Here is a 20,362-nt window from a genome sequence, read left to right on the forward strand (position 1 = left end):
TCGGGCCGGGCGCGGTCATGACGGCGCTCGACGACCTCGCCGACCGGTACGTGGACGAGCTGGCCGTCCTGGACCCCTGCCTCGCCGGGGCGATGGGCATCGTCGGCCAGGAGACCCGCCTGACCGACTTCGGACCCGCGGCCGTCCAGGAACGGGCGGACCGGTCGCGGCACCTGCTGAAGGCGCTCGACGGCACGCCCGTGGCCGGCGAGGCGGAGCGCGTCGCGGCGGCGGTGCTGCGCGAACGGCTCGCCACCGAGGTGGCACTGGCCGACGCCGACGCCTACGGCACGCTGCTGGACACCCTCGACGGGCCCGTCCAGCGCGTGCGGCAGGCGGTGGGCCTGCTCGACCGGGGCCGCGACACCGACTGGGAACCGCTGCTCGCGCGGCTGTCGGCCGTCCCGAAGGCGCTGACCGGGGTGCAGGACGGCCTGGAAGCCGCCCGACGGCGCGGCCGGGTGGCGCCGTACCGCCAGGTGGTCCGCAACGTCCGGGAGTGCCATGACGTGCGGGAGTACCTGACGGGCCTGCCCTCCGGGCACGGAAACGGCGCGCTGCGCGGCCCGTTGGAGCGAGCCGCGGCCGACGCCGGCCAGGCGCTGGCCGAGCTGGCACAGTACCTGTCCGGACAGCTCGCGCCCCACGCTCCGCACGCGGACGCGGTCGGCGAGGAGCGTTACCGGCTCGGCGTGCGGGAGTTCCTCGGGATCCGGCTGGACCTCGAGGAGACCTACGCGTGGGGCTGGGAGGAACTGCGCCGGATCCAGCGGGACATGACGGAGACTGCGGCACGCATCGCCCCCGGCGAACCGGTGCCCGCCGTCCTGGCGGCGCTCGACGACGACCCGCGCCACCGGACGACGGACCGGGCGCGCTTCCGGGACTGGCTCCAGGAACTCGCCGACACCGCCATCGCCGACCTCGACGGAATCCACTTCACGATCCCCGGGCCGCTGCGGCGGATCGACTGCCGCATCAGCCCGGCCGACGGGCCGGCCTACTACCTGGCACCCAGCGAGGACCTGTCGCGTCCCGGCACGGTCTGGTGGACCAGACCCGAGCCGGGTGCGCCGATCCGGACGTGGACCGTGCCCAGCACGATGTTCCACGAGGGGGTCCCCGGCCACCACCTCCAGCTGGGCCTGACCACGCTCAACACGTCCCGGCTCAACCGGTTCCAGCGGCTGTCCTGCGAACTGCACCCGGGGCACGCAGAGGGCTGGGGCCTGTACGCCGAGCGGCTGATGGACGAACTCGGGCACCTCGCCGACCCGGCCCACCGGCTGGGGATGCTGGCCACCGGGCAACTGCTGCGCGCCGCACGGGTCGTACTCGACATCGGACTGCACCTGCGACTGCGCATCCCCGCGGGCACCGGGTTCCACGAGGGGGAGCGCTGGACGCCGCAGCTGGGCCGCGCGTTCCTCACAGAGCACTGCGGACTCGGCCCCCCGGGGTTCATCGACTTCGAGATCGACCGCTACCTGGGACGCCCGGGACAGGCCCTGGCCTACAAGCTGGGGGAAAAGGTGTGGCTGGAGGCGCGGGAGGCGGCCCGCCGCCGCGACGGCGCCGCCTTCGACCTGCGGCGCTTCCACCACCACGCGCTGACGCTGGGCCCGATGGGCCTGGACCTGCTGCGCGCGGAGCTCACCCGTGGGTCCGGGCCCGCGGAACAGGCATGGACAGGACACCTGCCGGCGGAGCGCACGGCATGACGAGGAAGCGAGCGATCGGATGATCACCGCAGTGGGACACGCCGACCTGACCCCGGCGACCTGGGAACTGGTGCGGACGGAACTGCGCGCACACCTGCGGGGCCTGCCACCCCACGTGCCGTCCCTGGTACGCGCCGGCGCCGGACTGCCACTGGCGTTCGGGCGGGTGACGCACGAGCTGGGGCACCCCCTGATGGTCCTGATCCCGGAACACGGCGACTCGTTCCCCAGCGGCGACGAGGGAGAGCTGCGGGCGCACCGGGAGCTGCTGGCCCTGGCCGCGCAGATCCGGATGCTGCCGTTCGACCCGCTGGACCGGGACGCCTGTGTGAGCGCGGACGAACGGCTGGTCGCCGGGTGCAGCCGACTGCTGGCCGTCTGGGACGGCTCACCGTCCAGCGGTCAGGACGCCACGGCCCACATGGTCGCCTACGCCCGGGCCCGCGGGATCGCCGTGGATGTCGTCTGGCCCGCGGGGGCCGCGCGTGAACGGGCCCGGCACGCCGCGTCCGTGCGGGTGTCCTGACCATCCCGCGGGCGGCCGTCGTCTCACCCGGGCTGCGGACCGCCTGTCTTCCGCACGTAGGTGGTGTCGGCGTCCAGCGGGGCGCCGTCGGTGCCGGCGGGCTTCAGTTCCGGCACGCGTGCGCCGTGCCGGTCGACCAGGGTGGAGTGCGGTTCGCCGGGCGCGAAGGCGTGGCGCTCCCCCCACTGGCGGAGGGTGAGCAGGACGGGGAAGAGGGCGCGGCCCGCGTCGGTCAGCACGTACTGCCGGCGGCGGCCCGACGGCGCGGTCTGCTGGGTCAGGATCCCGTGGTCGGTGAGCTTGCGCAGGCGGTCGGTGAGGATGTTGCGCGCGATGCCGGTCCGTCGCTGGAACTCGGTGAAGGACCGCGCCCCGTCCATCGCGTCCCGCACGACCAGGAGGCTCCACCGGTCGCCGACCAGGTCCAGCGTGCGGGCCACCGGGCAGTCGGGATCGGTCCAGACGGCGCTCGGCAGGCCGGTGGAAGTGCTCGGCATGACACCTCCCGATGAGTTGCGGATTGAGACCATCATGCCCTACGGTCGAAACAGTTTCACTTTGCTACTTATTTCGATGGGGAGTGCGATGGACGTCTGGCGACGGTTACTCCTCGCGACCGTGTGCGGTGTCGCGGTGGCGAGCATCTACTCAGCACAGACCGTGCTGCCGCCGATGGGGGACAGCCTCGGGGTGTCCCCGGAGCACGCCGGGTGGATCGTCTCCACCGGCCAGTTCGGCTACCTGATCGGCCTGGTGCTGCTCGTGCCGCTCGGCGACGTGGTCACCAACAGGCGCCGGCTGATCGCGGTACACATGACCATCACCGCGGCCGGCCTGTTCGTGACGGCAGCGGCCTCGGCCGCCTGGACGGCCTTCGCCGGACTCGCCCTCGCCGGCATGTTCGCCGTCGTCGTCCAGACCACCGTGGCCTATGCCGCGACGGTCTCACCGCCCGCCGAACGCGGACGCACCATCGGTGTCGTGACCTCCGGCGTGGTCGTGGGCATCCTGGGCGCGCGCTTCGTCACCGGCGTGCTCGCACAGGCGTGGGGCTGGCGCAGCATGTACATCGTGCTCGGCGCGCTCGCCCTCGCCCTTGCGGCCCTCGTCCTGCGCGCCCTGCCCCCCGAGGGCGACGCCCGTCGGCCGGCCGGCTACCGGCAGGCCCTCGTCTCGCTCGGCGGCCTCTTCGGGGAGCGGCTCTTCCTCACGCGCGGCCTCATCGCGTTCTTCCTGTTCGCCTCGTTCGGCACCCTGTGGAGCGGCCTGTCCCTGCCGCTCGCGGACGCCCCCTGGCACCTGAGCGAGAGCCAGATCGGACTGTTCGGTATCGCCGGACTGGCCGGCGCACTCGGCGCGGCACGCTCCGGACGGTGGGCGGACGCCGGATGGGCGGTCCGGGCCAGCGGCCTCGCGCTGGCGCTGCTCATCGTCTCCTGGGCCGCCACCGCCCAGTTGTCCTGGTCCCTGTGGCTGCTCGCCGTCGGCATCGTGGCGCTGGACTTCGCGGTCCAGGTCGTGCACGTGAGCAACCAGCACGTGCTCACCACCGCCCACCCGGACCGCACCAGCAGCGTCATCGGCGGCTACATGGTCTTCTACTCCCTCGGCTCCGCCCTCGGCGCGGCCGCCACCACCTCCGTCTTCTCCTCCCACGGCTGGGGCGCGTCCAGTCTCCTCGGGGCGGCGTTCGCGACGTGCGCGCTGATCGTCTGGGCGACCGACGCCCGCCGGCGCGCCGCCGTCCCGCGCGACGGCGCCGGGACCACGGACGCGCACCGCGGCGAACGGCGGCGCGACGACACCGAGCAGGTCGGCCCGGTGCCGGACCGCTCCGAGGTCTTCTGAGGGTCTCCCGAGGGCGCCCCGGCCCCCTGCCCCCTGCCCCACGACAGGCAGGCCCGGGCCGTGGCCCACGCCCCCACCGATGCAGGTCCACCACCTTCCAAGGAGTGATCGTGTCCCTGACGAACCCGGCACAGCTCGTCGACTCCGACCTCGCGAGTCGCCCGCACGTCACGCCGGATACCGCACCCCAGCCCTACGACCCGGGCGATTGGGAATCCGTGCGGGCGCAGTTCCTCCTGTCACCCGACCTCGTGCACCTGTCCAACTTCTACCTCGCCTCCAACCCGACGCCCGTCCGTGACGCCATCACGAACTACCGGCGCGCGTTCGACGAGAACCCGCACAGTTTCCTCGACGACAACATGTTCGCCCGCGAAGAGGACAAGCTGTGGCGGACCGTCTGCGCCGAGGCGGCCGAGTACGTCGGCGGTCACGCCGACGAGATCGCCCTCACCACCAGCACCACCATGGGACTGGCCCTCACCTACAACGGCCTGCGGCTGAGGCCGGGCCAGGAGGTCCTGACCACCACCCACGAGTTCTACCCGCACCATGAGGCGATCCGCCTGGCCACCGACAAGTGGGGCGCCACCATGCGCTCGGTGTCGCTCTACGACTCGTCGTTCGACTTCTCGCCCGACGAGGCCCTCGACCGCCTGCGTGCCGCCGTCCGACCCGAGACCCGGGTGTTCGGTGTCGCCTGGGTGCACTCCAACACCGGCGTGCGCCTGCCGATGGCCAGGGTCGCCGACACCATCGCCGAGCTCAACCGGAACCGCGACGAGGACGACCGCATCCTGCTGGTGGTGGACGGCGTCCACGGGTTCGGCGTCGCGGACGAGGACGTCGCACGGATGGGCTGCGACTTCTTCTCCGCCGGCACCCACAAGTGGATCCTGGGCCCGCGCGGCACCGGGATCATGTGGGCGACGCCGGAGAACTGGGCGCTCATCCAGCCGACGATCCCTTCCCTGATGAGCGCGGAGACCTCCGCGGCATGGCGGCAGGACCGCCGGCCCACCGGCCCCACCCAGGCCTCGTGGGTCAGCCCGGGCGGGTTCTTCTCCTACGAGCACCAGTGGGCCGCCGCCGAGGCGTTCCGCTTCGTCCGGCAGATCGGGCGCAAGCGCATCCAGGACCGGATCGCGGAACTGAACAGCCAGATCAAGGAGGGCCTGGCCGCCATGGACCACGTGACGCTGCACACGCCGCTCGCCCCGGAACTGTCGGCGGGCATCGTCACGTTCGACGTGGACGGCCACTCACCGCAGGACGTCGCGCGGATCCTCCGCGAGAACCGGGTGATCGCCAACAGCACGCCGTACGGCGTGCCCCACGTCCGGCTGTCGGCGGGGATCGTCAACTTCCCCGACGAGATCGACGTGGCCCTGAACGTCATCCGGTCGCTCAAGGCGTAGCGACCAGCAACGGGGCAGCACGGCACGTGACGCGCTCGGCTGCCCAGATCCCCGGCCCCGGACAGGCCCCCGCCTCCGGGGCCGGGCTGTCGGACACCGACGGCGCAGAGATGGAGGCGGATCGGTCCTTGCCCGTGCGGGCTCGCCCGCACGTCATCGCCGGGCCGTTGCGCGACCTCGCGGTCACCGGCGCCGACGGCCTCATGGAGGCGCGCGAGCACCGGGGAACTGGTCCCCGGCCGGCCAACTGACCCGCGCCGCGGCTCGCACCGCCGCCCGGCTTGGCCCCGCGAGCTTCAGCGCCTGGTCCTCGATGCCGTCGACATCGAGATACGCACCGACCTGAGACCACGCCCTCGCTCGCTCGCCCGCCCGCGGTGACCCACACTGGGCATTCCGGACGTACAAGCCCCTCGGTGGGCGTACGAGGCACGGGTGGCCGGGAGCGTGGATGGATCTGGACGCTGTCGCCGACGAGCTGTACGGCTTGTCGCCGAGCGACTTCACCTCCGCCCGGGAGGTGCGCGCGAAGGGCGCCCGCTCCGAGGGCGACCGGGACCTGGCCGAGCGCATCCACCGGCTGCGCCGCCCGACCCTGTCGGCGTGGGCCAGCAACCTGCTCGTGCGCGACCAGCCCGAGGAGACCCGGCGCCTGCTCCGGCTCGGCGAGGCGCTGCGGCAGGCCACCGAGGAGCTGGACGGCGACCAGCTGCGCGAGCTGTCGGCGCAGCAGCGCAAGGTGACCTCCGCGCTGGCCCGGCAGGCCGCCGACCTGGCCCGGCAGGCGGGGCAGCCCATCAGCGAGGAGGCCCGGCGCGAGGTCCAGGAGACCCTGCAGGCGGTCCTGGCGGACCCGGACGCCGGCCAGGAGTGGGCCGAGGGCCGGCTCGCCAAGCCGTTGAGCGCCCCGGTCGGCTTCCCGGCCCTGTCCGCGCCGCCCGCGCGGGTGTCCTCGGCCGGTCGCCCGGCGTCCCGGCGCAAGGAGGCGGCCGCACCGTCCGCGGCCGGGTCGGCCACCAAGGCCTCCGCCCGGACGGCCGACCTGGAGGCAGCGCGGGCCCGGCGCCGCGCACAGCAGGAGCGCCTGGAACAGGCCCGGCAGCAGGCCGCCGGGGCCGACCGCGAGCTGACCGAGCGGCAGGAGGGGCTCACCGCCGTCCAGGACGAGCAGCGTCAGGCCGAGGAGCTGGCCCGGCAGGCCGAGGAACGCATCGCCGCGCTGACCCGAGCGCTGGAGGAGGCCGAGGGCGAACGGGACCGGGCCCGGGACGCCGCCCGGGAGGCCCACGACCGGGCGGCTGAGGCCGAACGCTCGGTGAAGGAGGCCCGCCGCCACGCCCGGGACGCCGCCGCGCAGGTCCGCCGGCTGGAGGGACAACTGCGCCGCAAGGGGAGCTGACCGGTGTTCGGCCGCCGCGATCCCGGGTGCGCGCCCCGGCGCGACGCGTTCGGCAGGGGGCCCACCAGCGTGACCGTCAGGACGCCTGTGGTGCCTCGCACTGGGTCGACGGCGGACAGAACCACGCGCGCGCCGTGTCCAGCAGCGCGCGCTCGTCCTCGCGCCCGTCGTCCTCCTCGCCGTAGACGATCAGGGCGTACCGCTGGCCGTCCTGGGCCTCGAAGCGGTAGTCGATGACGTGGAAGGGGGCGCCGGCGCCCGACTCCCCGTTCAGCTCGTCGGCGGTGTACTCGTGCTCGGCGGCCTCGCCCCCGGAAGGGTCGGCCACGTACTGCACGTGGATCTTCCGGTAGCCGTCCAGCTTGCTCTGCGCCTTCTGGGCCTCCACCACCGAGGCGTGCGGGGAGCTCTCCATGAGCTGGAACACCTGCACCCGGCGGACGCCGTCCGGGCCGCGGTACTCGACGACGTCGATGCCGTACTGCGACGCCTGGCTCTCCCGGGTCCACCCCGAGGGCAGGGCGATGCGGAAGCCCTGGGAGTCGTCGAGCACCTCGTAGCCCGCGGGCGGCGTCGGGGACGCCGGGTCCGTCGGCGTGGCGTCGTCGGACGTCCCGGTGCCCGACCCGTCCCCGGGGGACGCGGTGTCCCCGGCGGTCACGCCCGGCTCGGCGGGTCCCTCCTGCGCCGGGGGCCGGTACGGCTCCGGCTCGTCCTTCCAGCCGAGGGCCCACACGCTGAACGACACCCCGCACACGGCGAGGACGACCGCCGTGTGCTGGAGGACCTTCCGCTGGCGCGGCAGGTCCAGGTACCGGTCGGCGTCGAAGAGGCGCTCGCGGCGCGAGCCGGCCCACTCCTGCCGCTCGGTGTCGAACACTCTCATCGTCGCCGTCCTCCGTGCCGTAACGCCGTCCCTGCCATCGGTGAAGTCCGCCCGTCAGCCGAGGAGTTGGGCGATGCCCTGGACGACGGCGGTCGCCGAGGCGACCGCGCCCACGGCGGCGGCCTGGGAGCCCAGCCAGCCGCGGACCCCGCCCAGCAGCCGGGTGAGCCGGCCGGAACTGGCACTGCCCGCCCCGACGATCTCGGCCTCGGCGTCGGCGAGTTCACGGTCCAGCGCCGCGTCCTCGTCGCTGCGGTCCGCCGTCGCCGGCAGGTCCTCGCGCAACTGGCGGATGGCTTCGAGCAGTTCGGCGTGGCGCGGGTCCGGCCCCGCACCCGTCGTGTTGTACGAGGTGGCGGTGCCGTGGCTGCCGGTGGCGACCGAGCCGCCGCTCATCGAGCCGATGCTCACGCTGCCGCCCCCCGTGCCGCCGGTGTCCTCGCCCGGCTGCTGCTGGTCCGGAGTGCCCTGTCCGTTGCTCGGCATGCGGTGCGTCCCCTGTCTCGTAGCACTCGTCACCGTCATGGCGTCCACGGTGCTCATGACGTCGTACTGGCGTTGGCGGCCGGAGCCGTCGGCGGGTGCGACGGCGCGGCGTGGTGGGCGGCGCTGCCGTGGCTGCCCGTGGCCACCGCTCCGCCGGACATGTCCTGGATGAAGACGCTGCCGCCGCTGAGCTGGTACACGTGCTGTTCGAACTCCTCGGTCCGGTAGCCGTGCGCCTTGAGCGCCTCGCGGACCCCGTTCACGATGCGCTCCTGGATCGTCTTCACGTAGCGGGTGCTGTCCATCCGCTGGAACGCCGACAGCCGGCTGGTGCTCGCCAGCGCGCGCAGGGACACCCTGGGCACGTCGGGTGTCCGGTCGTCGTCGGACCAGCCCGCGGTGAGGGTGCTGCGCAGCGTCGAGAAGCCGCCCAGGCCGCTCTCGACGCCGATCACCGGGGCGTCGCGCAGGGCGCGCAGTGCCGCGCGGACCCAGGTCTCGGGCAGCTTGTCCACGAAGGTGTCCACGGCGCGGAACTCCTTGCGGATCGGGCCGAGGACGTACGGCACCACTTCCAGGACGAGCATGCGGCCCTGGGTGTGCACCCGCACGAGGACGGTGACCACGACCTGTTCGTGCCAGGCCCCGACGCGGATGCGCAGGAACACGCGGCGGCCCTCGCCGCCCTCGTCGACGGCCTCCCGCAGGTGGGCGGCGACCTGGGCGGGGTCGTAGACGGTCAGGCCGCGGCGCTGTCCGTCGCCGCGGGTGAGCGCGGTCGACGGGTCGCCGACGCCGCCGACCTCCAGTTCCTCGTCGCGCGCCACGCCGCCCGGGAGGTAGACGAAGCGGTCGATCTCCAGGTCGCGCAGCCGGTCCTTGCCGGTGCGCGCCGCGGACTCGCGCAGCGTCGTCAGCTGCGGCTCGATCATGGCGAGCGCGCTCTCCGCGGTGAGGGGACCCGTGGCCTGGCGCGGCAACACGCCCTTGCCGCTGCCGCTGCCGCTGCCGTCGCCGGTGTCGGCGTCCTCGGGGCCGGTGTCGCCGGGGGTCCGGGGGCGCCTGCGCAGCTCCATCGCGAACGACCAGGACGCGCCCTGCTCGCCCAGGCCGAGGAACGGGCTGTCCTCGTCGTACAGGGTGAGGGCGGCCTCCTGCTCGCGCCGCACGTCGTCGCGCAGCATCTCGAACAGGGGGCCCGGGGGCAGGTCGGGCTGGGTGGCGGTGGGGAAGGTCCAGCGGGCCAGCCAGCGGCACAGGTCCGTGCGCTGCGCGGTCTGGTACCACCAGGCGATGAGCGCCATGGCGAGGGGGAACAGCAGGGGGTACGGGGTCTGGGCGTGGCCGCCCAGGAGGGCCTTGAGGTACCAGCCCCAGTAGAAGAGGGCGAGGCCCCGGGCCGCGTAGGAGATCAGGGAACCGGCGCCGTCGGCGGCCTTGGCGACGGGGTCCGGCAGGCCCAGCGCGCGGGCCGCGCTGCCCCCGCGCTCCCCGGCGGCGCGGGCGAACCAGAGGGCGAGGGCGACGAGCGCGTACAGCACCGACCAGGGCAGCGGGAGCCCGTCGGTGAGGCGGTCGTCGCCCTGGAACAACGCAGTCTGCACGTCGCTGTAGTGGATGTCGGCGCCGTCGCCCCAGCGGTCGGCGAGGCTGTCCCAGAACATCATGACGTCGGACAGGTAGAAGCCCACCCAGGCGGCCAGCATCAGCCAGGCCGCCCGCGCCTCCAGGCGGTTCACCCGCAGCGCGTGCGACAGCACGGGCAGGACGTCCACGCCGTTGGCCGGGGCGACGGGGCGCTCCCGGTGGTCCACCAGTTCCTTGATCACCTGTCGGCGGAAGCCCGCGTCCTGGTAGACACCGACGCACAGCAGGCGCGTGGCCTCCGTACGGCTGTACCGGTGTTCTGGAAGGCTCACGCCGGCCACGTCGCTCCCCCTGCTGGTCCGTCGTCTCCCCGGTCACGACACGGGGGTGACGAGCATGGCGGCCGACCACCCCGGTGTCGAGGGATGAGGCGGTAACGGTACGGCCACCGTGATCGCGCATGGGCGGAGGACGGCGAGGATGCCCCGATGGAGTGAAGGTCTCCGCAGTGGCTGGACGGCGGGCCGCGCCCTGTGCAGGAGGGTCCGTCGGCCGTTCTCCTGGCCCGGTCGGGCCCTCGTCGTCAGGCCCCGGGACGCGGTCTGAGCCGCGGGAATGCCGCACCGGGTCCCCTTGTTGTACGGCACGTCTGACATGTTCGAGTCATCCGACTCGGATGGTGACGGAAGGAGCACCTCATGGCACGCAGCACCGCGCGGCCCGTCGTCAAGCTGAAGTCGTCGGCCGGGACCGGGGTCACCTACGTGACCCGCAAGAACCGGTCGAACGACCCGGACCGGCTGGTCCTGCGCAAGTTCGACCCGGTGCTCGGCGAGCACGTCCTCTTCCGCGAGGAGCGCTGACCTCCCGAGCTCCCCGACGGGGGCACACTCCGGGTCCGCCGTCGGCGGACCCGCCCGATCGACCCGAGGAGGCCGCCATGAAGGTGCGCAAGTCGCTGCGCTCCCTGAAGAACAAGCCCGGTGCCCAGGTGGTGCGCCGGCGGGGCGTGACGTTCGTGATCAACAAGAAGGACCCGCGGTTCAAGGCCCGCCAGGGCTGACGGTCCTTCCCCGCAGTGAGCCGGCCCGGCACCGCACGCGCGGTGCCGGGCCGCCGTGCGTTCCGGCGGGCCGTGACACGGCTCCCCGCCCCGAGCACCTCGTACGCACGCGTGCGCGCGACGACCGCGGGTACACAGGACAGCCGTGCGGGTCCGCGAGCCAGGTCGGTCCCGCACGCGGACCGGAGGAGTGTGCGATGAGCGGCGGGGTGCGGAGAGCGGACGGGGAGCGGTCCGGGCGGAGGCGGGACGGCGAGGGCGCCCGGCGGCTGCGGGAGACCGCCGCCGAGGTGTTCGGCTGGGACGAACTGCGCCCCGAGCAGCTCACGGCCATGGAGTGGGTGCTGGAGGGCCGGGACGCCCTGGTCGTCATGCCCACCGGGTCCGGCAAGTCCGCCGTCTACCAGGTCCCCGGCCTGCTGCTGTCCGGCCCGGTGGTCGTCGTGTCCCCCCTCCTCGCCCTCCAGCGGGACCAGATCGCCGGCCTGCCCGACGGGGACCGCGGCCCCGCGGCCGTCGCCGTCAACTCCGACCTGACCGCCGCCGAGGAGGACGCCGCCTGGACGGCGGTGCGCGAGGGCGAGGTGCACTTCCTGTACCTGTCGCCCGAGCAGCTCGCCAAGGACGAGGTGGTGGACCGGCTGGCCGAGGTGGACCCCGCGCTGTTCGTGGTGGACGAGGCCCAGTGCGTCTCCTCGTGGGGACACGACTTCCGCCCCGACTACCTGCGGCTGGCCCAGGCCGCGCGGCGCCTCGGGGGCCCGCCGGTCCTCGCGCTCACCGCGACCGCCGCGCCCCCGGTGCGGCAGGACATCGTCGAACGCCTCGGCATGCGCGACCCGCGCGTCCTCGTCACCGGCTTCGACCGGCCCAACATCCGGCTGGAGGTGCACCGCCACCAGGAGGACGCCGACCGGCGCCGGCTCGTCGTCGAGCGTGCCGCCGCCGAGCCGAAGCCCGGCATCGTCTACGCGGCGACCCGCAAGGACAGCGAGTTCTACGCCGGTGAGCTGGCCGCGCTCGGGCTCGCCGCGGAGGCGTACCACGCGGGCATGCGCGCGTCCGAACGCCGCCGCGTCCACGAGGCGTTCCTGGCGGGGGAGACCGACGTGGTGGTGGCGACCTCGGCCTTCGGGATGGGGATCGACAAGGAGGACGTGCGGTTCGTGCTGCACGCCGCGCTGCCGGGCTCCCTGGACGCCTACTACCAGGAGGTCGGGCGCTCCGGCCGGGACGGGGAACCCGCCCTCGCCGTCCTGCACTACCGCCCGGAGGACACCGGCATGCAGGCGTTCTTCAGCGGCCGCCGGCCCAGCCCGGACACCGTGCGCAAGGTCGTCGACGCGGTCCACGCCCACGGCGACGGGCCCGCCGGACTGGAGGACCTGCGCCGGGAGACCAGGATGACGCGCGGCCGGGTCACCTCCACCGTGAACCTCCTGGAGGAGGCCGGAGCCGTCGCCACGGACGCCACGGGCACCGTGCGGCCCGTCCCCGGGGCCGACCCGTCGGAGGCGGTGCACCGGGCGACGGAGCGTGCCGAGGCCCACCGGCGCATGGAGCGCTCCCGGGTCGACATGGCGAGGGCCTACGCGGAGGCCACCGGCTGCCGGCGCCGCTTCCTGCTGGGCTACTTCGGCGAGGAGTACGAGGCGCCCTGCGGCACCTGCGACGTCTGCGAGGCGCAGGAGGCCGGGGACGGCCCCGCCCCGGGCGACGAGCGCCCGGCGCACCCCGACGTCGGCGCCTATCCGATCGGGGCGGAGGTCCGGCACGGCGAGTGGGGCCCGGGCACGGTGCTGAGCGAGGAGGGCGACCGCATCACCGTGCTGTTCGAGGAGGTCGGCTACCGCACGCTCTCGCTGGACGCCCTGGCCGAGAAGGACGACCTGCTCGCGGTCGTGGGACAGGGCCGGGAGGAGAAGCCCGCCGCGTGACGAGGTGCTGTGACGTGCCGGGGGCCGGACGCGCGCGGCGGGTCGCACGGCTCACCGGGCGGCGTCCTCCCCGTCGTACACCAGCAGGCCGTCCTCGCGCCGGCGGACGCCCGGCGTCGGGGTGTGCGTCATGGAGCGGCCGTCGTGCATCAGGTGCTGTACGACGGCCCCGTGGGCGAGGACGGCGACGTCGGCGATCAGGCGGCGGTGACAGCGCCACCACACCGCCTCCCGGCACATCACGGCGGTGCGCTCCCGCCCGGCCTGCCGCACCAGCTCGTCCATCGCGGCGACGAACTCCGGGGCGCGGGTGTGGGCGGCGTAGCCGCGGAAGGACTCGTTGCGCCAGACCGTGTCGGGGGAGTCCGGCGGCGGCTTGCGGAAGCCGCCGAGGCGCGGCTCCCACCGGTAGGCGAGGTGCTCCTGCGGCATCCACTCGGCCATCCGCTGCCGGGCCAGGTGCGGGTACCGGCGACTGCCCGGGGCGGTCCGGACGTCCACGACGGCCGTGACCCCCGCCGTCCGCAGCAGCTCCGCCAGCGTCTCCTGGTCGGCGCTGCTGTGCCCCACGGTGATCAGCTCGAGCACCGGGCGCGGGAGGCCGTCGGGGGCAGTGGTACGCACACGCCCCACCGTACGGGTGCCGTGGACCGGGCGGCGTGCTGTGGGCGGGTCGCGCTCAGGGCCGAGCGGCCGCCGTGCACTCCCAGAAGCTCCGCATGATCGGCGTCGGCGTCGGGTCGTCCATGGCCACCTGCGTCAGCAGGATCGTGGTGGTGCCCGTGTCCGGGACCAGGTGCGCCGTCGTCCCGGTCCCGCCCACCCAGCCGTAGCGGCCCGGGACGTTCCACGGCGCGCGGGTGCTGACGTCGACCTGGCCGCCGTGGCCCCAGCCCTCGCCCTCCAGGAACAGGGTGGCGGCGGCGCGCTGCTCCGGCGTGAGGTGGTCGGTCGTCATCCGGCGGACGGACGCCGGGTCGAGCAGCCGGCGGCCGTTGCCCTCGCCCCCGGCCAGCAGCATGCGGGAGAAGGCCAGCAGGTCGTCGGCCGTGGAGACCAGGCCCCCGCCGCCCGAGTGGAAGCGCGGTACGTGGGTCCAGGAGCCGTCCTGGGCGTCCGCCAGGGCGAGGGTGCCGTCCGGGGCCCGGGTGTAGGAGGCGGTGAGGCGGTGCGGCTGCCGTGTGGACGCCGCGAACCCCGTGTCCGTCATGCCCAGCGGGGCGAAGATCCGCTCGGCGAGGAAGTCGGGCAGCGTCCGCCTCGAAGCCCGGGCGACCAGGATGCCCTGCAGGTCGGACGAGGTGCCGTACAGCCAGGCGTCGCCCGGCTGGTGCAACAGGGGCACCTGCGCGAGCAGCCGCAGCCAGGTGTCCGGGTCCGGCCAGTCCCGCAGGTCTCGGCCGTCCTTCTGCACCTCGAACAGGGCCCGCACGGCCGGGAGCGAGAAGTCGTCGGGGAAGCCCCAGCCGGTGCGGGAGCTCAGCAGGTCCGCCACGGTGATCGGGCGGGCCGCGGGGACGACGTCGTCGACCGGCGACCGCGGGGTGCGCACGACGTGCGGCGCGGCGAGTTCCGGCAGCCACCGCGCGACCGGGGCGTCCAGGGCGAGGGTGCCCTCCTCCACCAGCATCAGCACCGCGGCCGCCGTGACCGGCTTGGTGAGGGAGGCGACGCGGAACAGCGAGTCCCTGGCCATCGGCGCGGAGCCGTCGGTGTCGACCGACCCGACGGCCACCACCTCGACGTCGTCGCCGCGCGCCACGAGGCCGACGGCGCCCGGTACCGTCCCGTCGTCGACGTACCGGCGCAGGGTGGCGTGCAGGGTGTCGTGCAGCGTGTCCATGGATCGGCCTCCAGGTCGGGACGGCGCAGCGGTGCTCGACGGTGCCGTGCGTGCCGCGCCGTGGCGTCTGTCGTGGGTACGACCGTGACGGCGCCGCCGATTCATCGGTCGGCCCCGGCGGCGGCATGGCCGGTGCCGGGCTGGGGAACCGGGGAGGGCCACGAGAGTCGGCCGAGCGGAAGGACGTAAGTGACGTGATCACCCCGGAGCACGTGGAGGAACTGCTCGCCTCGGACGCCGAGCGTGCGGTGCTGGTCGTGGTGGCCAGCGCCGCCGTGGTCGTCCCCGAGGCGGCACTGGACACCGACGACTACCGGGGCGCGCTGGAGGTCGTCACCCAGCGGGACCTGCGCGCCCAGCTGGACACGGACGCCCCCTCGCGCCGGGACCTGGAGGAGGTCGCGGCGCGCCTGGACAGCACGGTGACCCGTCTCGGCGCCTGACCACCCGTCCCGTCGGCCGGTCCGCCACCCGTCCCGTCGGCCGGTCCGCGCTACCAGTCGTGGACCGTGCCGTCGCGCAGCCTGCTGACCGGCAGGTACGCCTGCTGGTACGGGAAGCGGGCGGCCGCCCCGACGTCCAGCTCGACGCCCAAACCCGGGGTGTCGGACGGGTGCAGCAGACCGTCCTCGAACCGGTACGAGGTGCGGAACACCTCCAGCGTCCGCGCGGAGTGCCGCATGTACTCCTGGATGCCGAAGTTGTGCACCGCCAGGTCCAGGTGGAGCGCCGCGGCCATGCCGACGGGGGAGATGTCGGTGGGGCCGTGCATCCCGGACCGGACGCCGTACACGGCCGCCAGGTCGAGCAGCTTCCGCATGGCGGTCACCCCACCGGCGTGCGTCACCGCCGACCGCACGTAGTCGATGAGCCGCTCGCTCAGCAGGGTCGTGTAGTCGTGCACGGAGTTGAACACCTCGCCGATCGCGAGCGGTGTCGTCGTGTGCCGGCGGATCAAGCGCAGGGCCGCCTGGTCCTCCGCGGGGGTGGCGTCCTCCAGCCAGAACAGGTCGTACGGCTCGAGGTCCTTGCCGAGCCGCGCTGCCTGGATCGGGGTCATCCGGTGGTGCCCGTCGTGCAGGAGCGGCAGCTCGGGCCCGAACTCCGCCCGGACCGCTTCGAACACCGTCGGCAGGTGCCGCAGGTACGCGCGCGTGTCCCACGTCTCGACCGCCGGCCGCGGCACGGGCCCGACGGCGCGCCGCGCGGGCTCGTAGTCGTACCGCTCCCCGCCACCGGCACGGGAGGCGGCCACCCCGTACACCGAGTCGAAACCGGGGATGCCGGTCTGCACGCGAACGGCCCGGTAGCCCTGCTCCAGGTGGGCCCGCACCGAGTCCAGCAGCTCGGGCACGTCGCGGCCGGAGGCGTGGCCGTAGGCGAGGGCGCCGGTCCGGCAGGCGCCGCCGAGGAGCTGGTAGAGCGGCATGCCGGCGTACTTAGCCTTGATGTCCCACAGCGCGGTGTCCACCGCCGCCACGGCGGCCATCGTGACGGGACCGCGCCGCCAATACGCCCCCCGGTAGAGGTACTGCCAGGTGTCCTCGATCCGCGAGGCGTCGCTGCCCAGCAACAAGGGGACGACGTGGTCGTCCAGGTAGGACCGGACGGCCAGTTCCCGGCCGTTCAGCGTGGCGTCACCGAGACCGGTGACACCGTCCTCGGTGGTGACCCGCAGGGTGACGAAGTTCCGCCCCGGACTGGTGACGACGACCTCGGCGGACACGATCTGCATGGTGGATCCTCCCACGGGCGTCAGGTGTCGTTCGTGGTGCCGAACGTCACGCGGTAGTAGCACTCGTGCTTGCAGGACATGGTGGCCGAGTCGTCGAAGGCGTACGAGTAGGCGTAGGGGGCGGCCCGTTTGAAGACCTGGGTATGGTCGACCGGCCACGTGGCGGGGACGCAGTGCTCGCGGCCCGCCCAGGCGCCCCGGCAGCAGTAGGTGTCGCCGCCGAACGCGGCGCACGGGGGCTTGCAGCCGATCTCCTGGCCGTTGAGGAGGGTCTGCATCGCCCTGGGACAGGTGACCTCCGTGGTGCAGCGGCCCCGGTAGCAGCCGGACGAGCTGACCGGGTCGACGGTCGTGGTGTGGGAGACGTTGATGTACATGGGCAGGTTCGAACCGTCGACCATGCTGACGTCGTAGAAGTCCATGTCGTCGAAGGCGGAGAAGGTGAACTCGCCGAGCGTGGTGGGCGGGTTGCCGCCGGAGCAGACGCTGGTGCAGTCGCCGGAGGCGCACGGGCCCGCGGCCGTGGTGGCGCAGCCGGTGCGGCCCCAGATGCGGCCGGCCCAGTTGTCCGCCACGATCACCGACATGCTGCGGCCGGGGGCCAGTTCGCGCCCGGCCGGGTAGACGGCGGTGTCGGTGACGACGGCCCAGACGGTCTCGTGGGTCTTGTTGACGACGGTGATCAGGCGCTTGCCGGCGGGGGCGGTGGTCGGCTGCTGGGCCTCGCCCGAGGTGCCCGAGCCGGTAGCCGACCTCCCGGTGGCCTTTGCCGACGCCTTCGCCGACGCCTTCGGCTTCGTCGCCGTCTTCGCCGACGGTGACGAGGACGGCTCGGTGCTGCGGCTCGGTGACACCGACGAGGTGGGCGGGGCGCCGGCCCGTGATCCGGACGGCAGTGCCCCGGTGATCCGTCCGCGGTCCGCCGTGCCGACGCCGTCGCCGCCGGACGGCGTCCAGGCGGCGCGGACGACCAGTACGGCTGCGACCGCGACGAGGGCTGCCACCGCGGCGTGCCACCAGCGTCGGCCCCGCGGTGGGTGCGCGCCGTGTCTCCTGCGTCCTCGTGCCATTCTTGTGCCTTCCTCGGGTCGTGCCGGATGTGCGCCTTCCTCACGGAGACCCCATGGACGGGGTTCGTACAACACGAATCGCGGGGCCGGAACGGAACGTGACGCCGGTCCACCGATTTTCTGTTGTCCCCGTGAGTCCCGGACGGTCTCCGTCCCGACAGCCGATCCCTGCGTGGAGGAAACACACCCACATGAGCGAGAACCATCGGAGAGGGCCTGATCCCGGCTTGGTCACGGCCGCCCGCGCGGGTGACGGCCGGGCCCTGGAGGAACTGGTGGGCCGCTGCCTGCCGTTGGTCTACAACATCGTCGGCCGCGCCCTGAACGGTCACGCCGACGTCGACGACGTCGTACAGGAGACGCTGTTGCGCATGGTGCGCGGGCTGCCGAAGCTGCGGGACCCGTCCGCGTTCCGGTCCTGGCTGGTGGCGATCACGATCCGGCAGGTACGGAACCGGGAGCAGGCGCGGGCCACGGACCGGGACCGCAGGGCGCACCTGGACGACGCGGAGACGATCACCGATCCCGCCCTCGACTTCGCCGGGCTCACCATCCTGCGGCTCGGACTGACCGAGCAGCGCCGTGAGGTCGCCGAGGCGACGCGCTGGCTCGACGCGGAGGACCAGGAGCTGCTGTCCCTGTGGTGGCTGGAGGCGACCGGCGACCTGGAGCGCGCGGACCTCTCCGGCGCGCTGGGGCTGTCCGACCGCCACACGGCGGTACGGGTGCAGCGGATGAAGAAGCAGATGGAGACATCGCGGGGCGTGGTCCGGGCGTTGGCCGCCGAGCCGCGCTGCGCCGAGCTGGGCCAGATCGCCGCGCCGTGGGACGGCACGCCGAGTCCGCTGTGGCGCAAGCGGTTCGCCCGTCATGTGCGCGGCTGTGAGGTGTGCGGAGGCCTGGAGCGGGGGTTGCTGCCCATGGAACGGCTGCTGGGCGGGCTGCCGTTGGTGGCCGTGCCGGCCAGTCTCGATCCGGCGCGGGTGCTCGCCCATGTCGGGACGGCGACGACCCCCTCGGGGTCCGGCGGCTCTTCCGGCTCGGGGAGCGGTGGCGGCCGCGCGGCGGGGCGGGGGCACCGGCGGCACGCGCGGACGGGCAGGCGGGTGGCGGGCAGGCGGGCCGTCGTCGGCGGCTCGGCGGCGGTCGCGGCCGTCGCCGTGGCCGCGCTGGTCGCCGCCCGGCTGACGGTGGGGCCGTCCGCGCCCGCAGCGGCGACGGTTCCCCCGCCCACCCCGCTGGACGTCACCTCGTCCAGCGCCCCACCGAGCCCGAGCGCGCGCCCCAGTTCCAGTCCCAGCTCCAGTAAGTCCCCTTCACCGTCGGCGAAGGCGTCGGTGAAGGCGTCGGGGGATGCTTCGGGGAGTGCTTCGGTGAAGGGGAGCCCTGCACAGCACTCCGCGCCTCCCGTGCAGATCGCGTCCGGCGCGAAGAAGGGTGTCGGGGTGTGGACGTTCAACGGGGTCAGCCGGGCGCTCGCCGCGAGCGGGGCGAGCTGGTACTACACCTGGAACACCCAGCACCAGGGCGTGACGACCCCGACGTCGGCCTCGTTCGTGCCGATGATCTGGGGCGCCGCGTCCGTCACCGACGAGGCGCTGGCGCAGGCCCGGGCCGCGGGGCCGTACCTGCTGGGCTTCAACGAACCCGACTTCGCCCAGCAGTCGAACATGTCGGTCGAGCAAGCGCTGCAGCTGTGGCCGAAGTTGATGGCGGCCGGGAAGGTCCTGGGCAGCCCCGCGGTCGCGACGGGCGCGGCGACGCCCGGCGGCTGGCTGGACCGCTTCATGGCCGGGGCCGCGCAGAAGGGGTACCGGGTCGACTTCGTCACGCTGCACTGGTACGGCGGTGACTCCCGCACCCCGCAAGCGGTCGAGCAGCTGAAGTCGTACCTGACGTCGGTGTACGCGCGCTACCACAAGCCGATCTGGCTGACCGAGTACGCGCTGATCGACTTCTCCCAGGGGACGCGGTTCCCCTCCGCCGCGCAGCAGGCGGCATTCGTCACGGCGTCCACGAAGATGCTGGACAGCCTGCCCTACGTGCACCGTTACGCGTGGTTCGGGCTGGGTGCCGATCCGTCGAAGCCGAGCAGCGGGCTGTTCACGGACGGTACGACGGCCACGGCGGCGGGCCGGGCCTTCCAGGCGGCGCGCTGAACTGAGGGGGCCGGTACGGCGGTTGCGCCGGCACCGGCCCCCGGGGGCGAACGTACCTGCGGCGGGTCCTCGCACCGCCGCTTGACAGGCTCATGCGCCCGCCGTCGCCCCCGGCGCGCGCATCATGAAGACGTCGATCTCGTCCTGCGCCTCCACGACGAACCCGTGGCGCTCGTAGAGGCGACGCGCACCACTGCCCTGCAGGACGTTCAGGCCAACGGTCATGCCCTGCGCGTCCGTGCGCTCCAGCACGGTGCGCAACACAGCGGATCCGAGCCCCCGTCCCTGACAGTGCGGAGCAAGGTAGAAGTGCTCCAGCCACTGCCTGCCAACGGCCGGCCGGACCGTGACGCATCCTGCGAGGCCACGGTCGAGCATGATGACCGACGTGTACTGCGGGGAGAAGGAGTCCCGCAGCCGCTGTCGTACCCGGTGGTCGTCGTAGCGCCCGAGGCGTTCCAGGTCCGCACGCATGACCGTGGCCCGCAACTCCGCGATCACCTCGACGTCCGCCGCCACCGCGGAACGCAGCCTCCAGCCCATCACGTCGGCATCCATGGCCGTAGTGTCCCAGCCCCGGTGTGCCCGGGCGTCCGTGCTGGACGGTCGGCACGACGACGGATCCGCCGTGCACGCTTCGATCCGGACGACGCGGGTACTCAGCGCCGGGTACGACACACACGC

20 protein-coding genes are annotated in these 20,362 nt (G+C 73.7%); 11 read left to right on the top strand and 9 right to left on the bottom strand.

What is annotated here, in order from left to right:
* The first annotated feature begins 17 nt into the window (after positions 1-17).
* A complete protein-coding gene (locus tag AQJ30_RS03560) occupies positions 18-1,721 on the top strand; it encodes a DUF885 domain-containing protein (protein WP_067228991.1) in 1,704 nt (567 codons plus the stop codon).
* A 19-nt stretch (positions 1,722-1,740) separates the two neighbouring features.
* A complete protein-coding gene (locus tag AQJ30_RS03565) occupies positions 1,741-2,247 on the top strand; it encodes a hypothetical protein (RefSeq protein WP_067228392.1) in 507 nt (168 codons plus the stop codon).
* A 23-nt stretch (positions 2,248-2,270) separates the two neighbouring features.
* Here AQJ30_RS03565 and AQJ30_RS03570 read toward each other — a convergent pair whose 3' ends face one another.
* A complete protein-coding gene (locus AQJ30_RS03570; protein WP_067228393.1) occupies positions 2,271-2,744 on the bottom strand; it encodes a winged helix-turn-helix transcriptional regulator in 474 nt (157 codons plus the stop codon).
* Between the two features lie 88 nt (positions 2,745-2,832).
* Between AQJ30_RS03570 and AQJ30_RS03575 the strand changes: the two genes are divergently transcribed.
* From AQJ30_RS03575 to AQJ30_RS37675, 4 genes are all read left to right on the top strand, one after another.
* On the top strand, positions 2,833-4,095 hold the full coding sequence (locus tag AQJ30_RS03575) for an MFS transporter (RefSeq protein ID WP_067228395.1): 1,263 nt from the start codon (positions 2,833-2,835) through the stop codon (positions 4,093-4,095).
* A 110-nt stretch (positions 4,096-4,205) separates the two neighbouring features.
* Positions 4,206-5,513 (top strand): aminotransferase class V-fold PLP-dependent enzyme, encoded by a 1,308-nt coding sequence (locus AQJ30_RS03580; RefSeq protein ID WP_245726789.1) that lies wholly within the window; start codon positions 4,206-4,208, stop codon positions 5,511-5,513.
* Positions 5,514-5,539: 26 nt separating this feature from the next.
* Positions 5,540-5,764 (top strand): hypothetical protein, encoded by a 225-nt coding sequence (locus tag AQJ30_RS03585; protein ID WP_067228396.1) that lies wholly within the window; start codon positions 5,540-5,542, stop codon positions 5,762-5,764.
* Positions 5,765-5,964: 200 nt separating this feature from the next.
* Positions 5,965-6,912: a hypothetical protein gene (locus AQJ30_RS37675; protein ID WP_067228398.1), complete on the top strand. Its 948-nt coding sequence runs from the start codon at positions 5,965-5,967 to the stop codon at positions 6,910-6,912.
* Positions 6,913-6,988: 76 nt separating this feature from the next.
* On the opposite strand, the gene AQJ30_RS03595 is transcribed toward AQJ30_RS37675, so the two are convergent.
* From AQJ30_RS03595 to AQJ30_RS03605, 3 genes are read right to left on the bottom strand one after another with little or no spacing between them, the layout of a single operon-like run.
* Positions 6,989-7,798: a hypothetical protein gene (locus AQJ30_RS03595; RefSeq protein ID WP_159052289.1), complete on the bottom strand. Its 810-nt coding sequence runs from the start codon at positions 7,796-7,798 to the stop codon at positions 6,989-6,991.
* Positions 7,799-7,852: 54 nt separating this feature from the next.
* Positions 7,853-8,284, bottom strand: coding sequence for a hypothetical protein (locus AQJ30_RS03600; RefSeq protein WP_245726790.1), 432 nt, complete (start codon positions 8,282-8,284; stop codon positions 7,853-7,855).
* A 53-nt stretch (positions 8,285-8,337) separates the two neighbouring features.
* A complete protein-coding gene (locus AQJ30_RS03605; protein ID WP_159052290.1) occupies positions 8,338-10,203 on the bottom strand; it encodes a hypothetical protein in 1,866 nt (621 codons plus the stop codon).
* 366 nt (positions 10,204-10,569) lie between these two features.
* On the opposite strand from AQJ30_RS03605, the gene rpmG reads away from it, so the two are divergent.
* The 3 genes from rpmG (at position 10,570) to AQJ30_RS03620 (ending at position 12,871) form a co-directional block, all read left to right on the top strand.
* Positions 10,570-10,734: a 50S ribosomal protein L33 gene (rpmG, locus tag AQJ30_RS03610; RefSeq protein WP_067228403.1), complete on the top strand. Its 165-nt coding sequence runs from the start codon at positions 10,570-10,572 to the stop codon at positions 10,732-10,734.
* 77 nt (positions 10,735-10,811) lie between these two features.
* Complete coding sequence (gene ykgO, locus AQJ30_RS03615) at positions 10,812-10,934, top strand: type B 50S ribosomal protein L36 (protein WP_067228404.1); 123 nt, start codon at positions 10,812-10,814, stop codon at positions 10,932-10,934.
* A 197-nt stretch (positions 10,935-11,131) separates the two neighbouring features.
* Complete coding sequence (locus AQJ30_RS03620) at positions 11,132-12,871, top strand: RecQ family ATP-dependent DNA helicase (protein ID WP_067228406.1); 1,740 nt, start codon at positions 11,132-11,134, stop codon at positions 12,869-12,871.
* A 51-nt stretch (positions 12,872-12,922) separates the two neighbouring features.
* Here the strand turns inward: AQJ30_RS03620 and AQJ30_RS03625 are convergent, their stop codons facing one another.
* Together AQJ30_RS03625 and AQJ30_RS03630 are read right to left on the bottom strand one after the other, a co-directional pair.
* Positions 12,923-13,504 carry a DUF488 domain-containing protein gene (locus tag AQJ30_RS03625; protein ID WP_067228408.1) on the bottom strand — a complete coding sequence of 194 codons (582 nt, stop codon included), beginning with the start codon at positions 13,502-13,504 and terminating at the stop codon, positions 12,923-12,925.
* Between the two features lie 46 nt (positions 13,505-13,550).
* Positions 13,551-14,714 carry a serine hydrolase domain-containing protein gene (locus AQJ30_RS03630; protein ID WP_067228409.1) on the bottom strand — a complete coding sequence of 388 codons (1,164 nt, stop codon included), beginning with the start codon at positions 14,712-14,714 and terminating at the stop codon, positions 13,551-13,553.
* A 194-nt stretch (positions 14,715-14,908) separates the two neighbouring features.
* Here AQJ30_RS03630 and AQJ30_RS03635 point away from each other — a divergent pair, with 194 nt between their 5' ends.
* Positions 14,909-15,157, top strand: coding sequence for a hypothetical protein (locus tag AQJ30_RS03635; RefSeq protein WP_067228411.1), 249 nt, complete (start codon positions 14,909-14,911; stop codon positions 15,155-15,157).
* A 50-nt stretch (positions 15,158-15,207) separates the two neighbouring features.
* Here AQJ30_RS03635 and manD read toward each other — a convergent pair whose 3' ends face one another.
* Both manD and AQJ30_RS03645 read right to left on the bottom strand, forming a co-directional pair.
* Positions 15,208-16,449, bottom strand: coding sequence for a D-mannonate dehydratase ManD (gene manD, locus AQJ30_RS03640; protein WP_067228413.1), 1,242 nt, complete (start codon positions 16,447-16,449; stop codon positions 15,208-15,210).
* Positions 16,450-16,469: 20 nt separating this feature from the next.
* Entirely contained in the window at positions 16,470-17,453 is a 984-nt protein-coding gene (locus tag AQJ30_RS03645; protein WP_067228414.1) for a thaumatin family protein, read from the bottom strand.
* Positions 17,454-17,710: 257 nt separating this feature from the next.
* Between AQJ30_RS03645 and AQJ30_RS03650 the strand changes: the two genes are divergently transcribed.
* A complete protein-coding gene (locus AQJ30_RS03650; protein WP_067228416.1) occupies positions 17,711-19,678 on the top strand; it encodes a sigma-70 family RNA polymerase sigma factor in 1,968 nt (655 codons plus the stop codon).
* A gap of 90 nt (positions 19,679-19,768) precedes the next feature.
* On the opposite strand, the gene AQJ30_RS03655 is transcribed toward AQJ30_RS03650, so the two are convergent.
* Positions 19,769-20,236: a GNAT family N-acetyltransferase gene (locus tag AQJ30_RS03655; protein ID WP_067228418.1), complete on the bottom strand. Its 468-nt coding sequence runs from the start codon at positions 20,234-20,236 to the stop codon at positions 19,769-19,771.
* Positions 20,237-20,362 lie beyond the last annotated feature (126 nt).

This window comes from Streptomyces longwoodensis (assembly GCF_001514125.1).
Lineage (GTDB): Bacteria > Actinomycetota > Actinomycetes > Streptomycetales > Streptomycetaceae > Streptomyces > Streptomyces longwoodensis.

Bases quoted from the DNA above. Each gene is read 5' to 3' on its own strand.
- AQJ30_RS03655 (WP_067228418.1), bottom strand. From the start codon at position 20,236: ATGGATGCCGACGTGATGGGCTGGAGGCTGCGTTCCGCGGTGGCGGCG.
- ykgO (WP_067228404.1), top strand. From the start codon at position 10,812: ATGAAGGTGCGCAAGTCGCTGCGCTCCCTGAAGAACAAGCCCGGTGCC.
- AQJ30_RS03570 (WP_067228393.1), bottom strand. From the start codon at position 2,744: ATGCCGAGCACTTCCACCGGCCTGCCGAGCGCCGTCTGGACCGATCCC.
- AQJ30_RS03575 (WP_067228395.1), top strand. From the start codon at position 2,833: ATGGACGTCTGGCGACGGTTACTCCTCGCGACCGTGTGCGGTGTCGCG.
- AQJ30_RS03620 (WP_067228406.1), top strand. From the start codon at position 11,132: ATGAGCGGCGGGGTGCGGAGAGCGGACGGGGAGCGGTCCGGGCGGAGG.
- AQJ30_RS03630 (WP_067228409.1), bottom strand. From the start codon at position 14,714: ATGGACACGCTGCACGACACCCTGCACGCCACCCTGCGCCGGTACGTC.
- rpmG (WP_067228403.1), top strand. From the start codon at position 10,570: ATGGCACGCAGCACCGCGCGGCCCGTCGTCAAGCTGAAGTCGTCGGCC.
- manD (WP_067228413.1), bottom strand. From the start codon at position 16,449: ATGCAGATCGTGTCCGCCGAGGTCGTCGTCACCAGTCCGGGGCGGAAC.
- AQJ30_RS03565 (WP_067228392.1), top strand. From the start codon at position 1,741: ATGATCACCGCAGTGGGACACGCCGACCTGACCCCGGCGACCTGGGAA.
- AQJ30_RS03600 (WP_245726790.1), bottom strand. From the start codon at position 8,284: ATGCCGAGCAACGGACAGGGCACTCCGGACCAGCAGCAGCCGGGCGAG.
- AQJ30_RS03650 (WP_067228416.1), top strand. From the start codon at position 17,711: ATGAGCGAGAACCATCGGAGAGGGCCTGATCCCGGCTTGGTCACGGCC.
- AQJ30_RS03595 (WP_159052289.1), bottom strand. From the start codon at position 7,798: ATGAGAGTGTTCGACACCGAGCGGCAGGAGTGGGCCGGCTCGCGCCGC.
- AQJ30_RS03560 (WP_067228991.1), top strand. From the start codon at position 18: ATGACGGCGCTCGACGACCTCGCCGACCGGTACGTGGACGAGCTGGCC.
- AQJ30_RS37675 (WP_067228398.1), top strand. From the start codon at position 5,965: ATGGATCTGGACGCTGTCGCCGACGAGCTGTACGGCTTGTCGCCGAGC.